This window comes from Polaribacter sp. WD7, from assembly GCF_003335085.1.
GTDB lineage: Bacteria > Bacteroidota > Bacteroidia > Flavobacteriales > Flavobacteriaceae > Polaribacter.
The window spans coordinates 515774-536412 of sequence record NZ_QPEJ01000018.1 but is presented as its reverse complement, the minus strand read 5'-3'; the positions used below and the strand labels follow the sequence as shown (position 1 = coordinate 536412).

Below are 20639 nucleotides of genomic sequence, written 5' to 3'. Positions count from 1 at the left end.
TCAATCTAAAAAAGACAGAAGCTAAAATTAATATTACAAAGTTATCAACTATTTTTTTTGATAACGTATTCTAAATTATCCTATAATCATTCCTGCTATAGTAGCAGACATTAAAGACGCTATTGTACCTCCTATTAATGCTTTTATACCAAATTCTGACAATGTTTTACGTTGTTTTGGAGCTAAAGAACCTATACCTCCTATTTGGATTCCTATAGAGGCAAAATTTGCAAAACCGCATAACATGTAAGTAGCCATAATTACAGATTTGTTAAACGATAAATGCGTAGCATTTGCCACATTTTTTAATTCTGCTAATTGAATATAACCTATAAACTCACTAGCCGCTAATTTTATACCCAATAATTGTCCCATCATAGAAATATCTGCTGTTGGCACCCCTATTAACCACATTAAAGGAGCAAATATAGAGCCTAAAATAAATTCTAAAGAGAGCGTTTTGTATGACGTATTTGTGGCTATAATATCATTTAAGGTTGTTATATCTCCTACCCAACCTAATATTCCGTTTAACATTGCAATAACCGCTACAAACACCAGTAACATTGCTCCAACATTAACTGCCAAACGCAGCCCTTCTGTTGTTCCGTTTGCTATAGCATCTAAGATATTAGAACCTATTTTTTCTTGAGACACGGTAACATCTGTATTCACTTTTTCTGTCTGAGGGTATAATATTTTAGAAATTACGATAGCTCCTGGTGCTGCCATTACAGAGGCTGCCAATAAGTGTTTTGCAAAAACTAATTCTAATACTTTATCTCCACCACCTAAAAATCCAATATAGGCTGCTAATACCGCTCCTGCAACCGTAGCCATACCTCCTATCATTACCAACAACATTTCAGACTTATTCATTTTTTCTAAATATGCTTTGATAAGCAAAGGCGCTTCAGTCTGACCAAGAAAAATATTACCTGCAACAGAGAGACTTTCCATACCCGAAATTCCTAAGAATTTAGATAAACCGATAGCTAAAATTTTAACAATCCATTGTATGACTCCTAAATAAAATAATAAAGAGGTTAAGGCAGAGAAAAATATGATAGTGGGTAGAACTTGAAAAGCAAATATGTATCCAAAAGTGTCCATATCTGCTACAAAACCTGCAAATAAAAACTCGCTTCCTGCTTTAGTGTATTCTAAAATTTGGATAAATAATTTACCTACTATTTCAAATCCTTTTTGAATAAAGCCTACTTTTAAAACTCCAATAGCAATTAGCAATTGTAGCAATAAACCAATAGCTACTTTTTTCCAATCTATAGCTTTTTTATTGGCACTACATAAAAATGCAATTGCAATTAGCGTAAACATTCCTAAAACACCTCTCCAAAAACTGCCCAAAGTAAAACCTTGACTTGGTAGTATTTCTAAATTTTGAGAAAACATTGAAATAGAGCATAAACAGAAAATGACAATTAGTATTTTTTTCATTTCTAGGTGTTTTTGTTTATGATCTTTTGCTGATTTCGTCTCTAATTTTAGCAGCCAACTCATAATCTTCATTAGCAACTGCATCATTTAGTTCCTCATTTAGAGCACTTAAAGATAATGTAGAAAAATTACTTTTAATATCTTCTTCAATTTCTACAGATAAAGATTCTGAATCACCTGTTTCTTGTATAGATAACTCTTCTTCAATTTTTAGATAAATGCCTGCTTTTTCTAAAATATTTTCGTAAGTATAAATAGGCGCTTGAAAACGAACTGCTATTGCTATTGCATCAGAAGTTCTAGTATCTATAGTTTCCTCTACTCCATCTTTTTCGCAAATTAAACTAGAAAAGAATACACCATCTACCAATTTATGTATAATTACTTCTTTAATATTTATAGTATACCTATCTGCAAAAGTTTTAAATAAATCGTGTGTTAATGGTCTAGGAGGTCTAATTTCTGTTTCTAAAGCTATAGCTATAGATTGTGCTTCAAAAGCTCCTATAATAATGGGTAGTGTTCTTGTACCTGATGCTTCACTTAAAACTAGCGCGTATGCTCCACTTTGCGTCTGACTATAGGAAATTCCTTTAATGTTTAATTGTATTAAACTCATATATCGTTCATCATAATCTAAAAAGCAGTTTATTTTGTATTTTCTTGCAAACTTTTTAGAGGGACAATTTAATAAAAATAAAAAACCTATCAACTTACATTAATAGGTTTTTATCATATAATTTATTTACGTTAAAACTGTAGTAGTATTATGCAGCTTTAAAGGCTTTTAATTTTTCTATTAGCTTTGGTACAACTTCAAAAGCATCACCTACAATACCATAATCTGCAGCCTTAAAAAAAGGTGCTTCTGGGTCTGTGTTAATCACTACTTTTACTTTAGATGCGTTAATACCTGCTAGATGCTGTATAGCTCCAGAAATACCAATAGCTATATACAAATTAGAAGCTACAGGCTTTCCTGTTTGCCCAACATGCTCTCCATGAGGACGCCACCCCAAATCAGATACAGGTTTAGAGCATGCTGTTGCTGCTCCTAAAACATCAGCTAATTCTTCTACCATACCCCAATTTTCAGGTCCTTTTAAACCTCTTCCTGCAGAAACTACAATATCTGCATCTGCAATAGTTACTTTACCAGTAACTCTTTCTATTTTTTCTGATTTTACTTTTGACTCTTCTACTGAAGCATTAAAATCTTCTGTAACTCCATCCACTTGCTGCTCATGTACCCCAAAAGAATTTTTTGCCAAACCTATCACCTTGATTTCTGTAGAGATGGTAGTATTTGAAAACGCTTTGTTAGAAAACGCTTTCCTTTTTACGGTAAAAGGACTTGTACTTGAGGGTGCATCAACAACATTAGATGCATAACCTGCTTCTAGGTTTACAGCTACAATTGGCGCCAAATATAAACCGTTTATACTAGAATCTATAACCACTACATTTGCATTTTCTGCTGTAGCTACATCGGTTACTACCGCTGCATACTGTTTAGCATTGAATGACTCTAAAGCATTGTTTGAAACTGAAACTACTTTTTCTGCTCCGTAGTTATATAATTCTGATAAGTCACTAGCATTAACTGTTAGCGCTACCAGATTGGTACCCAGTTGTGCTGCAACTTTTTTTCCGTAAGAAACTACTTCTAAAGCAGTTTTTTTAAATTTTCCTTCCGAAGAATCGGCAAAAACTAAAACAGACATATTTTTTTATTTAGAATGTTAGATTTTTAGATTTTTTAGTTTAGATTGTTCTTTATCCTTTAATTTTAATCTAAAAATTCATTTATTTTCATTAAAACCTTAGTTGTAAACCATTATAAATGATATACTTAAACGTTTATCTTTTTATATCACTTTTGCTTCGTTATGTAATAAGTTAATCAACTCATCTACATTCTCAGCATTTACTAATTTAACAGCTCCTTTAGGTGCTGGTTTTTCAAAAGATTGAATATTGGTAGATACGTTTGCTCCCAATGGCTCAACTACTTGTAAAGGTTTTTTTCGAGCCATCATAATACCACGCATATTTGGAATTCTAAGATCTTTTTCTTCTACAATTCCTTTCTGTCCACCAACAACAACAGGTAAGCTTGAAGATAGCGTTTCATTACCACCATCTATTTCTCTTTCTGCAGTTATTGATGTTCCTTCTACGTCAATACCAACACAACCATTTATAAAATTAAAACCGGTTAACGTAGCTAACATACCAGGAACCATTTGTCCGTTATAATCTGCAGATTCTTTTCCTGCTAAAACCATATCAAAACCTCCATCTTTAACAACCACAGCCAATTCTTTAGCTACTTGCATTCCATCTGTAGGTTCTGCATTTATACGAATCGCATCATCTGCACCAATAGCCAAGGCTTTTCTTAAGGTTGGTTCTGTCTCTGCACCTCCAACATTTACTACCGTTACAGAAGCTCCTTGTTTTTCTTTAAACCACATAGCTCTTGTAAGACAAAACTCATCGTACGGATTGATTACAAACTGAACTCCATTTGTATCAAATTTTGTATCATTTTCTGTAAAATTAATCTTAGAAGTAGTGTCTGGAACGTGGCTAATACACACCAATATTTTCATAAAATTCTTATTTTGTACTTTATTGTTATTGCGAAATTACATCTTTTTTTTAAAAAATACTATGCGTGCATAATAAATTTTAAATACTTTAACATTTTATCGAAAACGACTTGGTTTTTTTATATTTCACATTTTTATTATAAAATTGTAATAAATTATTTAAATACACAGTGAATATTTGCTTCAAATTGATGATTTAACAACAATCTATATTCCCAACAAAAGCTTGTGTAAGTGAAGTAAATTCGGTTAACTTGAAAAAGTTTCATTTTTAAAATATGCAATTACCTCTTCATCAAATTTGACCTTTGTACTTTTTTATTTGATTCGGTTTATAGCAAAAAATTTTTCTAGAAACTTTTTCTAATACTTCTTAAAGTAAACCTTTGTTGTTGATTAAATTGAGTATGTTTTTTGTAATACTTCTGATTTAGAATATGGAAAAGCTTATTGAAATCCGTAAATTTTTTATTTTACAAAATATCAGTAGTGTAGTTTTCTTCATGAATTAACTTTATCAAGCTATCGTCTTGATTAGCTTGAACCGTAGGTACATCTTCTTGATTGTTAGTTCTGATGAAAAAACTATCATAAATACAGGTTTCTTGAACTGTTAAAATATCTAAGATTAAATTATAAAGTAACGCAAAGACACTATTATTTTTATCTTTTTATTAGTATTGAGACACGACTTTTTTAGCATTTAAAATGCTTTTCGAAAACGATTGAGTATTTATTACAGAAAATTCAATTACTTTCTATAATTGAACATAAAAATTGACAATTAATTCCTTATTTTTGCTTTTCAAAATTAACGACAAGAATTTATAATCAATGAAAACAGTTCAATTCAGAGAAGCCATTTGTGAAGCTATGAGCGAAGAAATGCGTAGAGATGAAAGCATTTATTTGATGGGTGAAGAAGTTGCTGAGTATAATGGTGCATACAAAGCATCTAAGGGTATGTTAGACGAATTTGGTGAAAAACGTGTAATTGATACACCTATTGCTGAACTTGGTTTTGCAGGAGTAGCAGTAGGTTCTGCTATGAATGGAAATAGACCTATCGTAGAATACATGACATTTAACTTTTCTTTGGTTGGGATTGATCAAATCATTAATAACGCCGCTAAAATCAGACAAATGTCTGGTGGTCAATTCAATTGTCCTATCGTTTTTAGAGGACCAACTGCCTCTGCAGGTCAATTAGGTGCAACACACTCTCAAGCTTTTGAAAACTGGTTTGCTAATACTCCTGGTTTAAAAGTTATAGTACCTTCTAACCCGTATGATGCTAAAGGTTTGTTAAAAGCTGCCATTAGAGATGATGATCCTGTAATTTTTATGGAGTCTGAGCAAATGTATGGTGATAAGATGGAGATACCTGAAGGAGAATATCTTATACCAATTGGAGTTGCTGATATAAAGAGAGAAGGAACTGATGTTACCATTGTGTCTTTTGGAAAAATCATAAAAGAGGCTTACAAAGCTGCTGATGAATTGGCAAAAGAAAATATTTCTGTAGAAATTATAGATTTAAGAACAGTACGCCCTATGGACCATGCTGCGATTATAGAATCTGTTAAGAAAACAAATAGACTGGTTGTTTTGGAAGAAGCATGGCCATTTGCAAGTGTTGCTTCAGAAATTACATACAGAATTCAAGATGAAGCTTTTGACTATTTAGATGCACCAATTAAAAGAATTACAACAGCAGACACGCCTGCTCCTTATTCTCCAGTACTTCTAGAAAAATGGATACCTAATCATAATGATGTTATTAAAGCAGTAAAAGAAGTTTTATACATTAAATAATAAAATACGAATCATAAGAAAAACCTTTTTGTAAATTTTATAAAAAGGTTTTCTTTTTTTAAACAAATGAAGAACCAAATATGAGCAAAGAACAAAAAAAACAATCTGTTACGTTTGACGTGCTAATAGAAATACCTAAAGGAAGTAGAAACAAATACGAATACGATTTTGCATTAAATAAAATTCGTTTTGACAGAATGTTGTTTTCTTCTATGATGTATCCTGGAGATTATGGTTTTATTCCTGAAACATTGGCGTTAGATTCAGATCCTTTAGATGTATTGGTTTTAGGACATCAACCCACTTATCCTATGGTAGTTATGGAAGTAAGACCCATAGGTGTTTTTTATATGACAGATGAAAAAGGTCCTGATGAAAAAGTAATTTGCGTACCTGTGTCTGACCCTATTTGGAGTAAAAAAATGGATATTTCAGACTTAAATCCACATAGATTAAAAGAAATAGAACACTTTTTTCAAGTCTATAAAGATTTAGAAAAGAAAAAAGTAGATACTGGTGGTTGGGGAAATGCTGAAGCCGCTATAAAAATTTATAATGAATGTGTAGATCGTTATGATAATAGCGAACACAAAAAGAAAAGAACTTTTACTATTTAGAGTAATAAAAAGTTTAAAAACAAAAACACCTTTTTTAGGTGTTTTTTTTTGTTTATACCAGTCTTATAAGCTTCATATTAATAAGTTTTTGATAACCAAAATCTCATCAATTTTTATCTGAATTGAATATATCAAAAACATATATTTATACATATAATAATTTAACACCTACTTAAATGTATTATTCTTAATTTGTATTGCTTTTTTTTATCAATTTAATTTTATTACATTTAACTCCTTAAATTATTAAATTAAACTAACAGATATGGAATACATAGTGGATTACTTATGGGCTTTTGGTGTTTTGGCCTTAGCTTTCGTTTTTATTAAAAGTGCCTGGGTCTCTAAACAAGACGAAGGTGATGATAAAATGAAAAAAATTGCAAAAAATATTGCAGATGGTGCAATGTCATTCTTAAAAGCAGAGTATAAGATCTTATCAATTTTTGTAGTTGCTGTTGCCATACTACTGTATTTTAAAGGTAATGCAGAAGAAGGTTCTAACGGTATGGTAGCTTTATCTTTTATAGTAGGTGCAATTTGTTCTGCTTTAGCCGGCTTTATAGGAATGAAAGTAGCAACAAAAGCAAATGTAAGAACAACCAGTGCTGCAAGAAATTCTTTAGGTAAAGCGTTAGAAGTTGCTTTTGCTGGTGGTGCTGTTATGGGGTTAGGTGTTGTTGGTTTGGGTGTTTTAGGATTAAGCTCATTATTTATGATTTATAGCGGACAAGGTTGGGAAATAGGTGAAGTATTAAACGTACTTTCTGGTTTTTCACTTGGAGCGTCGTCTATAGCTTTATTTGCAAGAGTTGGTGGTGGTATATATACTAAAGCTGCTGATGTTGGCGCAGATTTAGTTGGTAAAGTAGAAGCTGGTATTCCAGAAGATCATCCGCTAAACCCTGCAACTATAGCAGATAATGTGGGTGATAATGTGGGTGATGTTGCTGGTATGGGTGCAGATTTATTTGAATCTTATGTAGGTTCTATCATTGGTACCATGGTTTTAGGAGCCGCATTTACACAGATTCCTGCATTTGCTACTTCTTTTGATGGATTGGGGGCTGTGTATTTACCATTGGTTTTAGCTGCCATTGGTATTATTATGTCTATTATAGGTACGTTTTTTGTGCGTGTTAAAGATGGTGGTAATCCACAAACGGCATTAAATATAGGCGAATTTGGTTCTGCTGGTTTAATGTTAGTCGCTTCTTTTTTTATCATTAATCAAATGTTACCAGAAACATGGACTTTTGGAGGAACAACATTTACATCTATGGGCGTTTTCTATGCTGTTTTAGCCGGTTTAGTTGCTGGTTTAGCTGTGGGTAAAGTAACAGAATATTATACAGGGACAGGAACTCCCCCTGTTAATTCAATTGTAAAACAATCTGAAACTGGTGCTGCAACCACTATTATTGCTGGTTTGGGGGTAGGTATGATGTCTACTATGATTCCAATTATATTAATAGCTGCTGCAATTTTGGTTTCGCATCATTTTGCTGGATTGTATGGTATTGCTATTGCCGCTGTTGGTATGTTAGCTAATACAGGCATTCAATTGGCTGTAGATGCATACGGACCAATTTCTGATAATGCTGGTGGTATTGCTGAAATGGCAGAATTACCAAGCGAAGTTAGAGAAAGAACAGATAAATTAGATGCTGTGGGTAATACAACCGCAGCTATTGGTAAAGGTTTTGCTATCGCTTCTGCGGCATTAACTGCCTTGGCTTTGTTTGCAGCATTTATGCAAACTGCAAAAGTAACAGCAATTGATGTTTCTAAACCAACCGTTATGGCTGGTTTATTAGTGGGTGGTATGTTACCTTTTGTGTTTTCTGCATTGTCTATGAATGCTGTTGGTAGAGCTGCCATGGCAATGATAGAAGAAGTTCGTCGTCAATTTAGAGATATTCCAAAATTAAAAGCTGCATTAGAAGTAATGAGAGCTGTAGATTCTGATATGAGTAAAGCTACTAAAGAACAACGTGCTATTTTTGATGCTGCTGATGGTGTTGCAGAATATGATAAATGTGTAGATATTTCTACCAAAGCATCTATTAAAGAAATGGTTTTGCCAGGGTTACTGGCTATTGCGGTTCCTGTTGCTGTTGGATTTTTGGGTGGTGCTGAAATGTTAGGAGGTTTATTAGCAGGTGTTACTACATGTGGAGTTCTAATGGCTATCTTTCAATCAAATGCTGGTGGTGCTTGGGACAATGCAAAAAAAATGATTGAAGAACAGGGTAGAAAAGGAACTGATGCTCATAAAGCTGCAGTTGTTGGAGATACTGTTGGAGATCCTTTTAAAGACACTTCTGGACCTTCTTTAAATATTTTATTAAAATTAATGTCTGTAGTTGCTTTGGTAATTGCACCTAGTATTGCCATAAATAGTGCTACTGTTTCAGACTACAACACTATACAAGAGATTAAGATAGAAAATAAACACACCTCTAGAACCCTTGCAATGAAAACTATTACAACTACAAACAGTGTAGTGACTAATGATGTACAAAAAATGGAAGAAACTGTTGACAAAATTGAACAAAGAGCAAAAGAAGAAGCAAGTGAAATTGTTTCTGCTAACACCTCTATAGATGAAAAAGCAATAACTGATAAAGCAAAGCTTATTGTAAAACAAAAACAATAAATACGCTTTAAGACTTTTTTAATATTTTAAAACCACACCTTGTGTGGTTTTTTTTTACTTTAACAATTAAAAATATGGGGCTTTTCTCAAAAGATTCTTTACAAATTATAGTTTTTCAAAGTTATGGTACCGAAAACAAATTTTTTATTAGAGGTAGAGCTTTAGAAGATGAGAAAATTAACCTACAAAGTAGAAATATTTTAAAATTACTAATAAATTCTTGGAAAAGGTTTGAGAGTGATGAAATTAAAAATACAGAACTAACCGTAACATTACCTAATAATCTAAAAATTAAAACCATTACAGACAATCATGGTTATTTTAAGATAGCAAAAAATATTGAAAATCTTCATAAACTTGTAAATTCAGAGGGTTGGTTATATTTTGAAATATCTTTTTCTAACAGCAATTTTAGAAGAAGGATAAATAATAGTAACAAGTTTAAAGGAGAACTTTTAATACCTCCAAAAACATCAGATTTTGGAATAATATCTGATATTGATGATACTATTTTACACACAGGTGTCATCTCTAAATTAAAATGGAAAGTGTTGTTTAACACTTTTTTTAAATCGCCTTATAAAAGAAAAGCATTAGAAGGAACTTCTATATTTTATCACAAACTACACAGAGGTACTACAGGTAAAAAATCAAATCCTTTATTTTACGTAAGTCATAGTCCGTGGAATTTATACAGGTATTTAGAAATTTTTCTGAACGAAAATAAATTTCCTAAAGGAGCTATACTACTTAGAAGTTTTGCGGATATTTTTAATATGCAAAAAGAAAAACCAGAAAAACAAAGAGAGATTTTAGAGATATTTTCTACTTATCCTGACATGTCTTTCATATTAATTGGTGATGCAGGAGAACATGATATTGATATTTATATGGAAATAACTAAAATGTACCCCGAAAAGGTAAAGGCTATTTACCTTAGAAGTGTTAAAAACGCTAAGAAAACATCTAGAATAAAAGAGCTAACTAAGAATTACAAAGACACTTCATTTCTATTAGTAGACAATACACAAGAAGCTATAGCACATGCAAAAAAATTTAACTTTATACAATAAAAAAACTGTTTAAAAATATTTAAACAGTTTATGTTTTGATAGTTTCATAAATTTATCTTTTAACTTCTTACTCCACCTCTTATTAATGATACTAAAAATAGTATAATAAAGATAAAAAACGCAATTTTTGCAAGTCCTGCTGCAGCCCCTGCTATTCCTCCAAATCCTAATATTCCTGCAATTAATGCAATGACTATAAATGTAATTGTCCAACGTAACATAATTTTATTTTTTTGAGTTTATATTGTAAAATAGATTTTCTATTTCTTACTGCTTCAAAGATACGAGGCATTTATAGCAACATTTAACGTTTATGATATTATGATTAACTCAAATAAAAAAGGATGTCTACTACGTAAACATCCTTCTTTATACAGCATAAAACCTTTTTTTAGTGAATACTCTCTAAAGATTTGATATTGTATAAACCGTTTTCGATTTTGTTTTTTTGAGATTCTAACAAAGCTTTGGTGCTAGTAGGTAAACTGGTGTCGTTCAAAATATTTTCATATTCCTCTACAGCCGCTTTTTCTCCTCTAATGGCTTCCTCTAACATAGATTCTTCATCATCAAATGAAAGCAGCGATTTTAAATCCATCCAAGCTCTGTGAATACTACCTGTTACACTTCCTCCTTTATCAACATCTTGATAAAAAGATCGGATTTCTTTCTTAAGCTCATGCCCAAAGGCATATCTTTCTTCTGATTTAGATCTGAAATATTGTTTCAACGCATAGTTCTCAATATTTTCAGCAGCTTTTTTGAATCCTTTTTCAGCATCGTAGGTTTTTTCTAAAAGAGCATTAAGCTTCTTTCCTATTTCTTCTGTATAAGTACTCATAACTTTAACGTATTAAATTAACATTTGTTTGTTTTAAAGATGTCAAATGCTTTACATCTACATATTTGTTTACGAAATTAACATACGCTATTTCAAAAAGTTAATTCAAAAGAATTACGTTTTAGCTCATATGATTCTAACTCTTAAGTTATTACTGGTGTGTATTTTTTAAGAAGAGATAACATTGCTTTTTCTGAAGATGTCAACCCTGTTTTAGAATTTTTATATTTATTTATTTTTAAAAAAAATGGTTGAATACTACCGTCTTCATATTTCTTTATTATTTCTGGATGTATGTAATAATTTTTAGAAACACTTCTAGTATTACCGAGTTCTTTTGCAGCTCTATCTATTGATTTTATGATATTTTTCTTGATTTCTTTAGAACTACTTACCAGTCCAAAATCACATAAAGTGTTAAAACAAATTAGAGATGCCGACCAAGTTCTAAAATCTTTAGCCGTAAAATTATGTCCACTAATATTATGAATGTATTCATTTACCAGAGAACTATCAATACTCCTTTTTTCTCCGTATTCGTCATAATATTGAAACACTTCCCAACCAGGAATATCTTGACATTGATTGATTAGTTGTACTAGTCTTTTATTTCTAATAGTAATGTTATGTTTCTTACCCCTCTTACCAATAAAATGAATTTTCAAATTGCTATGTTTAGTAGATATATGCTTTGTTCTTAGTGTTGTAAGACCATAAGTTTTGTTTCTTTTTGCATATTGTTGGTTACCAATTCTTATGTGGGTTTCTTCTAAAAGTTTTACAATAAGAGCCAAAACTTTGGTTAATGTCCAAGTTTTTTGCTGAAGATCTCTTTCTACTTTTTTTCTAATTAATGGTAAATATTTTCCAAAAGCCTCCAGTTTTAAAAACTTCGTTTTACTTCTTAATTCTGTCCATTTTGGATGATATATATATTGCTTTCTGCCTTTTGCATCTCTACCTACAACTTGTAAATGCCCGTTTTCTAGACTAGATATCTTCACATTTTTCCACATAGGCGGTATAACAAGTTGCTGTATTCTGGTCAAGAAATTATCTTCTTTAATTATTTTATTCTTTTTAACATAGATAAAATTATCACCCTTTTTTTCTCGTCTTATGTCAAACTGATGATCATATACATAAATTAAATCAAAATCATTTATGCATTCTTCTGGATGTAATAACAAATTTGTAATATCTGATTTATGTAATACTGATGTAGACATTGACTTTAGTTTTATTATTGATGGCGATATTATTAAAACATCTTAAAAGCGCCTTAACCTTAAAGATTATAGCTTATTTAACAATTATTTAGATTAGATATAAATTGTCAAAAAAAGAATTTGTGAATTTTTTAAGACCAACTAATCCTATTTTACATAGTTTTGTTTAACAAAAATAAAGTTACATATAACAAAATTGTAACGATATTGGGTATAATATTGATTCAAATAATAATTAACTAACCTTACAATTATATAAGTGTGAATAGCTTTATAGTTGATTTAAAAACAAATGCACTATGATTGAAATAGAAATTATTGCAGATAGTCCCAAAGACTTTATAGAACAAATACACGATGTAACAGGTGGTTTAATAACCAACAGCTGGAACGAAACATTACTAACAGTTAACAATGACGTAGCTATAGGAACAATACGATTTATTGCTTTTGACTGGGGTGTAAATGTTCTTGATTTTGAGTTGAAAGTACACAAAGAAATTACATTTAGATTAAAAGCGCATGAAGAATTTAACCCAATTCGTTTTGTGTATCCCTCTGAAGGATTCTTAACTCATAGATTTGGTACGCAAAATCAAGAGCATAAAATAGATCAGTTTCAATCTTTAATTTTTACAAATAAAACAGATGGTTACAATTGTATTTCTTTTCCTGAAGGAGAAAAAATAAACGTTAACGTTATTCAAATTGTAAGAAAACAGTTTTTAAAGAAAAGAACTACTAATGTATCTACTTTAAGTAAAAAGTTATATGAAGTATTTGTAGACACAGACCACGAACATAAATTTGCCAATTATGGCACCTTAAATTTAAGAATGGCAGATGTTATTGCTGCTATGAAAAAAGCTAAAGGAAAAGGCATGCTTAGAATTTTAAAAATTGAGGCAAAAGTTTATGAAATACTTTCTATGCACATACAGCAGCATGATATGCTGTTAAAAGGAGTGCCTTTACCAACGTCATTAATTAAGTCTGAACTTAAAATTGTTAGAAAACTAGCCAAAGGTATTGTAAAAAAACCTTCTAAAGATTATACTTTAGAACAACTTTCTAACGATTCTGGTCTTACACAAGCCAAATTACAAGATGGTTTTAAATTCTTGTATAACAGAACAGTTACAGAATACATAAGGCATATAAGACTAGAATATGCAAGAGATTTATTAAAAAACAGTGATTTGAACATCTCTCAGGTTGTCTATAGTATCGGGTTTAGTAGTAGAAGTTATTTTTCTAAAATATTTAAAGAAAAATATGATATTACACCTAACGAGTTCAAAAAGAAACTTACAATTGTTACTACAGAAATAGAACAAAAAGAAATAGCTTAAACTTCTACAAATTATCACATAAAAAACCTCAGACGTATAATTACGTTCTGAGGTTTTCAAAATCAACCAACCATCATGATATTATTTAGAATAAATAACCTTATAATCTTTTTGTAAAGCTTCATCAACTTCTTCCATCGTTTCAAAGTATTTGTGTTGACTATTAAATACTCTGTCTGGTTTTTCTCCTACTATGTAATGTTTTACGTTTAAATCTGGAGCATTTAGTGTGATTTGATCTGAAATCCTAATTTTTTTATCACCTAAAGTCTGATTTTTTGCTTCTAACTCTGATATTACTACTAGATTGTTTTGAGAAGCCCTTATTTCTTTAATATCAATTTCATGCATATTTTCATCTACCTCAACCTCAACTAACACCGTTTTTTCTTCTTTTTCTATTTTATTATTGTTATCATTTGGCATATCAACATCTACATATGGTACTTCTACTTCTACTTCTTCCGTAATCACTACAATTTTAGGTACTGTTACCTTTTTTGTTGTTGTACCAACATTTATATCTGCCCATTCTACATTATAAGAGGGTAATTGTCCTGCCTCGGTTTCTACATCTACCTCAACTTCTGGGAGTTTTGTTTTTTTTGTTTGGTTTACATCACAGCTAACAATAAATGCTGCTGCCATAATAGTCATAATTACTTTCTTCATAATCTTTTACATTTTATATTAATTGTTCTACTTAAATATTTTCTTTAACACAAGCAAAGACCCGTATTTTGCTCCAAATTTTGCAAAACTTGACAGTAAACTTAACGGTTTTAAGCTTTCCTCAAAGTTATGTTTAATAACTTTTACTTCTTCTAAAGCTATCTGCCTTTCAAGATTCAATTTTTCTAGATCTTGCTGTATTTGAGTAAAATTTTCGTACGTCTTCATTTTTAAAGAATTTTAGGTAAAGAATTTTTTTGATAAATTCTTGATTATTTTTTGATCTACTTTTTTACTAAGAAAGAACATGATTGTACTTAAAATGACGTAAAAAAGTCCAACATAAAGAAATCCTAATGGAATACTTTCTACATGATTTCCTATTGCTACTGCTGTAGATATAGATAAAAACACTACCCCTATCATTAACAACCCACCTACAGCTATAAGCTTAACAACAGTACTTAAAGATTTTGTTAGTGTTTGAAAAAGCTTTAGTTTATAATACTCAAAAGAAGTTTTCACAAACTTTTTACCTGTATCTACAGCGCTATCTGAGGAATCATTTATATTATCTATAATACTCATATATTAGGCCGTTATTGGATCGTTTTTTGGCGTTCCGTTTCTTTTTGTTTGAAACTCCTTATTTTTTGCTTTTAATTCACTTAATTTTTTTTCTAAAGTAGAAATTACATCTTCCGCTTTATAACTTACATTTGTAATCACACTTTCTAACTGAGAATCAAAATTTTCTTTTTTTGAACTTACTGTAGCATTTACCTGATCTTTTAAATCTACAGCAACTTCCGCTAACTTATCTTTAGTTGATAAAGCTTCTTTTTTTATTTTTTTTCTAGTGTTTTCACCCTTGTCTGGTGCAAATAAAACTCCTAACGCTGCCCCAACTACTGTTCCTAATATTACTCCTGATAAATTACTCATGTTTATTTTTTTAATGGTTAAACTAATTTTAGATGTGTTTTAAACACAATACAAATGTAGGTAAGGTATCGAGTTTCTTTTAACTCAAACAGTGTTAAGGTTAACTCAAACCCTTTAAAGTCCTAAATCTAATTTTTTGATTTGTAGTCTTTTGTGCAATTCTGTCTAAACTACTTTCGGTAAGTTGTAAAATTCTAGGATACCCACCTGTAACTTGGCAATCTCTCATTAAGACAATTAAATTACCAAATGGCGTTAATTGAACTGTACCTGGTAAAACACCAGCGGTTAAAATAGTAGGTAAATTATTTTTCAAATTTTCTTTTAAACGATACCCCATTCTATTATTGTCTGAGGATATTGTAAAAGTAGTTTTGAATAGTTTTTCTTTTTCTAGTGAAGTCAACATATAAAACTCAGGACCTTCATAGCATGTTATTTCTTTTAAAGTAAAATGAGTTTTCGGTATCTTAATTGATGAGTTACTAGATTTAAGTTTTGTTTCATCGGTATTTAGCTCCAAAATATCGCCTGGTTCTATTTTGAAATTATCAGTAATATTGATAAACTGACTTCTACTACCTAAAATTTTTAAGGTTTGAAAACCTCCTTTAACTGCTAAATAACTCCGCACTCCATAATTTGGTTTTCCGAAAAATAATATGTCTCCTTTTTCCACTTCAATTCGACTATTTTGTCTAATCGGTTTTTTATTTATTGTAGGATTAAAATTTGCTCCAGAAATAGCAATTGCTGTGGCTGTTAAAAATTTAAGTTCTGTTGCTCCGAAAGTAATTTCTAGTACTGCGGCATCTAAAGAATTGTTTATAACCGCATTAGCTATATCTGCAGAATACCCATCCATAGCACCAGAAATTGGCACCCCTTCTGTAGAAAAACCCACTCTACCCTTATCTTGTATACTTGCATAGAAACCAGCTTTTAAAACTTTAATCATTCTAGTAAAGTTTTAGAAATTTGATACAGATTTTCTTCCACTTCAATTTCAAGTAAGGCAAATTCGTCTATAGAAATTGGTTTAAATTTTATTTGATCTCCTGCAGACACAAAACAAGGTTTATCTGCTTTTGCATTGAAAAAAGAAATAGGTGTTTTGCCAATAATATTCCATCCTCCAGGAGAATTTATGGGATAAATTCCTGTTTGTTTCCCTCCAATAGCTACGGCTCCCTTATCAACATTTAATCTAGGAGTTGGTTTTCGATTTACAAAAAGACATTCATCTAAGCCACCTAAATATAAAAACCCAGGCAAAAAACCAATAAAAAAAACTGTGTATGTCTTTTTGATATGAAGTGTTATAATATTATCAATAGTAGTTTTCTTTCTCAAAGCAATATCTTCTAGATCTATACCAAATGTAGGGTCGTAACAAACAGGAATTTCCCATAAAAAGTTATCTTTTTTAACAATATTTACGGTTGATGTGTTGATAAATTCTAGATATTTTACAATTACTTTAAAATCGTTAAAAGGCCTTTTTAGCTTAATGGTTAAAGAGTTATACCCTACTACTAAATCGTAAAATTCTATTTCTTTCTGATGTTCAATCTTAAGTTTAAAGTCTAAAATGTCATATAAAATAGCTGTATTTATCACCGCACTCCATTCTATCAATATTGCTTTATTACCAAATGGTTTATATGTAATACGTTTATCCAATCTTAAATCCTTTCTTAGAAAATTCTGTTGATAAAAATGCTAAAATTTCTTGTGCTTTTTGATTATCTCCATGAATGCAAAACGTATCTGCTTTTATTTCTTTTTCATTCCCTTGCAGTGTTTTAACGCTCCCTTCTACTACCATTTTATAAATATGATTGTAAACCTCTTTAGGGTTGGTAAGTATTGCATTTTTGTGCTTTCTAGAAACCAACTTTAAGTCTTCTGTGTAATTTCTATCACCAAAAGCTTCATACTGAATATTAATATCATTTTGTATAGCAATTCCCTCTATTTGAGAGTTATAAGGTACATATAAAAAAACACCTTGCATGTATTTCTGAATAGCTGCTACAAAATTTTTGGCAGCTACTTCATCTATTGCTATCAAATTATATAAAGCTCCATGTGGTTTGATATGGTGTAATTTCTGATTAAATTGATCTAATCTTTCTAAAAATAAATCCAATTGATTTTGAATACTTTTATACAATTCTCTTTTAGATATATTCATCACCTTTCTTCCAAAATTTTCTTTATCAGGAAAAGAAGGGTGCGCACCAATTAAAACATCGTTTTCTATAGCTAATTGTATTGTTTTGTCAATAGTTTTTCTGGTTCCGAAATGGCCTCCAGAGGCAATATTGCATGAAGAAATATAAGACATTAACAAAGTTTCATTAACCATTCCTTCACCTACATCACAATTGATATCTATTCTCATTTAAAGCAAATTAAAAACTTTTAAAATTCCTTTTAATCCTAAAAAAACAGTGATTGCTATAATTACAAATCCTAAGATATTTTGAGTATTAGAATTGGTAAACGTACCTAAAACCGATTTTTTATTCATAATCCATAATAAAATTACAGCAATAAGGGGCAATAACATTCCGTTTGCAACTTGTGCAAACTTTATAATTTCTATGGGTTTTATCCCTATTGATGAAAACAAAACACCTAGCAATAAAATACTTATCCAGATTGCTCTAAATTTTTTAGACTGTAGGCCATCTTTCCAGCCCAAACATCCTTTTACCACATAAGCTGCGGCTAAAGGAGCTGTAATTGCAGAGGTTATTCCTGCTGCAAATAAACCCAAAGCTAAAAAGTATTTTGCAAATGCTCCGTACAAAGGTGCTAATCCTTTTGCCAAATCTGCTGCATTATTTATATCTGTTGTTTTAATGGCTGCTGCAGAAATTAGTATTGCCATAGAAACCAATCCTCCTAAAACAATTGAAATAATTGTATCTTTTTTAGCCAAAGACACATCTGTTTTTTTATGCCATTTCTCCTTTACTAAAGAGGCATGTAAAAATAAATTATAGGGCACTACTGTAGTGCCAATAAGACCAATAATTGTTAGTATACTTTTCTCAGGAAATTTAGGAATAAATAGTCCTTTTAAAACATCAGTAATCTCAGGTTTTGTAGCTATTGCTGTAATTATAAATGAAAAACTCATGACTAAAACCAAAGTAATTAACGATTTTTCCAAAAATTTATAATTCCCAATATAAAGCAATACAAAAGCAATGACTCCAATTACTAGAGATAGTAGATTTATGCTAATTGATCCAAAATGAATAGTGTGCGTTCCTAAAATGGTTTCTAAACCCAAGATTCCGCCACTAATATTACCAGCTTCATAAGAAGCATTTCCTACAACAACTGCAGCTAAAATTAAAAGTATAATGAATTGCTTTAAAATTGGATGTTTAACTTCTTCTCTAATTACTTGAGATAATCCTTTTTGAGAAACAATGCCCAATCTTGCTGCCATTTCTTGCAATACAATGGTTGCTATGATAGAAAGTAACATTGCCCAAAGCAAGTTAAAGCCAAAGTTAACGCCTGCCAATGTGCATAAAGTTACTGTACCAGGGCCTATAAATGCTGCTGCTACTAAGGTACCAGGACCTATATTTTGAAACCACTTTTTAACCATCAAACAAAAAAAATTATTTACCGACTAAAGATACTTTTTTAAAATAAAAAACACCTCTTTTATGAGGTGTTTCCTAAAAACAAAAACTACTAAAATGCGTAGCGTTGAGGACCTCCTCTTCTGATTTCCTCACTAGCAAACTCTTCGTATTTTTTAAAATTATGCCTAAATGCATTCGACAATTTAAACGCCTCTTTATAATAAGCATCATCATTATTCCACGTGGCTCTAGGACTTAACAATTCTGTTGGAACACCAGGACAGGTTCTTGGTTGTGCTACACCAAATACAGAATGAATGTGATAATGTTCATACGTATAATCTCCTAATTTACCTTCTAAAACTGCTGTTATCATTGCTCTTGTATATTGTAAAGGCATTCTTTTTCCTACGCCATATTTACCTCCAGACCAACCTGTATTTATCAACCAAACATTTACACCTGCTGTTGTCATTTTTTGACTTAGCATTTCTGCATATTTTGTGGGATGTAAAGGCATAAATGGCGCTCCAAAACAAGCAGAAAAACTTGGTACAGGTTCTGTTACGCCCGCTTCTGTACCCGCTACTTTTGCGGTGTAACCTGAAATAAAATGATAGGCTGCTTGACTTGGTGTGAGTTTAGATATAGGAGGCAAAACCCCAAATGCATCTGCGGTTAAAAAGAAAATATTTTTCGGATTTTCTCCCCTAGAAGGTATTTTAATGTTTTCGATATGATAAATAGGATAACTTACTCTTGTATTTTGAGTGATGCTAGTATCTTCAAAATCTACAACTCCGTTTTTATCTAAAACAACGTTTTCTAGTATAGCACCTTTTTTTATAGCTCCGTAAATTTCTGGTTCATTTTCTTTAGACAAATTAATCACCTTTGCATAACAACCACCTTCAAAATTAAAAATAACGTTATCCTTTGTCCAACCATGTTCATCATCCCCAATTAAACTTCTGTTTGGGTCTGTAGATAATGTAGTTTTTCCTGTTCCAGATAATCCAAAGAAAATTGCTGTATCTCCTGTTTTGCCAACATTTGCAGAGCAATGCATTGGCAATGTATTTTTGTATACGGGCAAGATAAAATTTAATGCAGAAAAAATCCCTTTTTTAATTTCTCCTGTATATCCTGTACCACCAATTAAAGCTATTTTTCTGGTGAAATTTAAGATTGCAAAATTATGCTGACGAGTGCCATCTGTTTCTGAATTAGCCATAAAACCAGGGGCATTAATAATTGTCCATTCTGGAGAAAAATTAACCAATTCTTCTTTTGTTGGGCGCAAAAACATATTATAAGCAAACATATTACTCCAAGGATATTCGTTTACAACTCTTATGTTTAGTTTGTAATTCTCGTCTGCACAAGCATAACTATCTCTAACAAACAATTCTTTTTCAGATAAATAGGCAATTATTTTATTATACAGCGCATTAAATTTATCTGACTCAAAAGGAATGTTGATATCACTCCACCAAACTTTATCTTTGGTAACCTCATCTTTTACAATAAAACGATCTTTTGGCGATCTTCCTGTAAACTCTCCTGTATTTACAGCAATAGCTCCTAAATTAGACGCTTTTCCTTGCTCTTTTCTTAAAATTTCTTGATGCAAGTCATTAGAGGATAACTGATAACGAATTTTGGCGTTTTTGATTCCTAGATAAGTTAACGAAATCGATTTCGTATTTGTATCTACCATATCAATATTTTTTAAGTTTATAGTGCTTC

The 20639-nt window shown here is 31.0% G+C and carries 21 protein-coding genes; 5 read left to right on the top strand and 16 right to left on the bottom strand.

The features are described from left to right. Positions 1-75: 75 nt before the first annotated feature. The 4 genes from DUT90_RS11670 to DUT90_RS11655 all read right to left on the bottom strand — a co-directional run bounded on the left by DUT90_RS11670 (position 76) and on the right by DUT90_RS11655 (position 4073). Entirely contained in the window at positions 76-1458 is a 1383-nt protein-coding gene (locus DUT90_RS11670; RefSeq protein ID WP_114427673.1) for a NupC/NupG family nucleoside CNT transporter, read from the bottom strand. 16 nt (positions 1459-1474) lie between these two features. Next, a complete protein-coding gene (locus tag DUT90_RS11665) occupies positions 1475-2077 on the bottom strand; it encodes a bifunctional nuclease family protein (protein WP_114427358.1) in 603 nt (200 codons plus the stop codon). A gap of 148 nt (positions 2078-2225) precedes the next feature. Then, on the bottom strand, positions 2226-3182 hold the full coding sequence (locus DUT90_RS11660) for an electron transfer flavoprotein subunit alpha/FixB family protein (protein ID WP_114427357.1): 957 nt from the start codon (positions 3180-3182) through the stop codon (positions 2226-2228). Between the two features lie 144 nt (positions 3183-3326). Continuing rightward, entirely contained in the window at positions 3327-4073 is a 747-nt protein-coding gene (locus DUT90_RS11655; protein WP_114427356.1) for an electron transfer flavoprotein subunit beta/FixA family protein, read from the bottom strand. Positions 4074-4907: 834 nt separating this feature from the next. On the opposite strand from DUT90_RS11655, the gene DUT90_RS11650 reads away from it, so the two are divergent. The 4 genes from DUT90_RS11650 (at position 4908) to DUT90_RS11635 (ending at position 10237) form a co-directional block, all read left to right on the top strand. Next, the gene (locus DUT90_RS11650; protein WP_114427355.1) at positions 4908-5888 is read left to right on the top strand and encodes a pyruvate dehydrogenase complex E1 component subunit beta; all 981 of its coding nucleotides are present in this window, start codon (positions 4908-4910) and stop codon (positions 5886-5888) included. An 80-nt stretch (positions 5889-5968) separates the two neighbouring features. Further along, positions 5969-6505 (top strand): inorganic diphosphatase, encoded by a 537-nt coding sequence (locus DUT90_RS11645; protein ID WP_114427354.1) that lies wholly within the window; start codon positions 5969-5971, stop codon positions 6503-6505. A gap of 265 nt (positions 6506-6770) precedes the next feature. Continuing rightward, on the top strand, positions 6771-9164 hold the full coding sequence (locus tag DUT90_RS11640) for a sodium-translocating pyrophosphatase (RefSeq protein WP_114427353.1): 2394 nt from the start codon (positions 6771-6773) through the stop codon (positions 9162-9164). Between the two features lie 74 nt (positions 9165-9238). Further along, positions 9239-10237, top strand: a complete 999-nt coding sequence (locus tag DUT90_RS11635) for an App1 family protein (RefSeq protein ID WP_114427672.1) — start codon at positions 9239-9241, stop codon at positions 10235-10237. Positions 10238-10296: 59 nt separating this feature from the next. On the opposite strand, the gene DUT90_RS11630 is transcribed toward DUT90_RS11635, so the two are convergent. The 3 genes from DUT90_RS11630 to DUT90_RS11620 form a co-directional block, all read right to left on the bottom strand. Beyond that, on the bottom strand, positions 10297-10458 hold the full coding sequence (locus DUT90_RS11630) for a DUF1328 family protein (RefSeq protein ID WP_114427352.1): 162 nt from the start codon (positions 10456-10458) through the stop codon (positions 10297-10299). Between the two features lie 170 nt (positions 10459-10628). Continuing rightward, the gene (locus DUT90_RS11625) at positions 10629-11078 is read right to left on the bottom strand and encodes a PA2169 family four-helix-bundle protein (RefSeq protein ID WP_114427351.1); all 450 of its coding nucleotides are present in this window, start codon (positions 11076-11078) and stop codon (positions 10629-10631) included. A 143-nt stretch (positions 11079-11221) separates the two neighbouring features. Then, positions 11222-12307, bottom strand: coding sequence for a DNA topoisomerase IB (locus DUT90_RS11620; RefSeq protein WP_114427350.1), 1086 nt, complete (start codon positions 12305-12307; stop codon positions 11222-11224). A gap of 299 nt (positions 12308-12606) precedes the next feature. Here DUT90_RS11620 and DUT90_RS11615 point away from each other — a divergent pair, with 299 nt between their 5' ends. Beyond that, positions 12607-13659 carry a helix-turn-helix transcriptional regulator gene (locus DUT90_RS11615; protein ID WP_114427349.1) on the top strand — a complete coding sequence of 351 codons (1053 nt, stop codon included), beginning with the start codon at positions 12607-12609 and terminating at the stop codon, positions 13657-13659. Positions 13660-13740: 81 nt separating this feature from the next. On the opposite strand, the gene DUT90_RS11610 is transcribed toward DUT90_RS11615, so the two are convergent. The 9 genes from DUT90_RS11610 to pckA form a co-directional block, all read right to left on the bottom strand. After that, positions 13741-14331, bottom strand: a complete 591-nt coding sequence (locus tag DUT90_RS11610) for a hypothetical protein (protein ID WP_114427348.1) — start codon at positions 14329-14331, stop codon at positions 13741-13743. Between the two features lie 27 nt (positions 14332-14358). Beyond that, the gene (locus DUT90_RS11605) at positions 14359-14559 is read right to left on the bottom strand and encodes a hypothetical protein (protein ID WP_114427347.1); all 201 of its coding nucleotides are present in this window, start codon (positions 14557-14559) and stop codon (positions 14359-14361) included. 12 nt (positions 14560-14571) lie between these two features. Then, positions 14572-14919 (bottom strand): hypothetical protein, encoded by a 348-nt coding sequence (locus DUT90_RS11600; protein WP_114427346.1) that lies wholly within the window; start codon positions 14917-14919, stop codon positions 14572-14574. A 3-nt stretch (positions 14920-14922) separates the two neighbouring features. Beyond that, entirely contained in the window at positions 14923-15276 is a 354-nt protein-coding gene (locus tag DUT90_RS11595) for a YtxH domain-containing protein (RefSeq protein ID WP_114427345.1), read from the bottom strand. Positions 15277-15376: 100 nt separating this feature from the next. Continuing rightward, complete coding sequence (locus DUT90_RS11590) at positions 15377-16234, bottom strand: biotin-dependent carboxyltransferase family protein (RefSeq protein WP_114427344.1); 858 nt, start codon at positions 16232-16234, stop codon at positions 15377-15379. Beyond that, complete coding sequence (gene pxpB / locus DUT90_RS11585) at positions 16231-16959, bottom strand: 5-oxoprolinase subunit PxpB (protein ID WP_114427343.1); 729 nt, start codon at positions 16957-16959, stop codon at positions 16231-16233. The genes DUT90_RS11590 and pxpB overlap by 4 nt, the downstream gene beginning before the upstream one ends. Beyond that, entirely contained in the window at positions 16952-17683 is a 732-nt protein-coding gene (pxpA, locus tag DUT90_RS11580) for a 5-oxoprolinase subunit PxpA (RefSeq protein WP_114427342.1), read from the bottom strand. The genes pxpB and pxpA overlap by 8 nt, the downstream gene beginning before the upstream one ends. Next, positions 17684-18910: an Nramp family divalent metal transporter gene (locus tag DUT90_RS11575; RefSeq protein WP_114427341.1), complete on the bottom strand. Its 1227-nt coding sequence runs from the start codon at positions 18908-18910 to the stop codon at positions 17684-17686. It abuts the gene before it with no gap. Between the two features lie 89 nt (positions 18911-18999). Then, positions 19000-20610 (bottom strand): phosphoenolpyruvate carboxykinase (ATP), encoded by a 1611-nt coding sequence (gene pckA, locus DUT90_RS11570; protein WP_114427340.1) that lies wholly within the window; start codon positions 20608-20610, stop codon positions 19000-19002. Positions 20611-20639 lie beyond the last annotated feature (29 nt).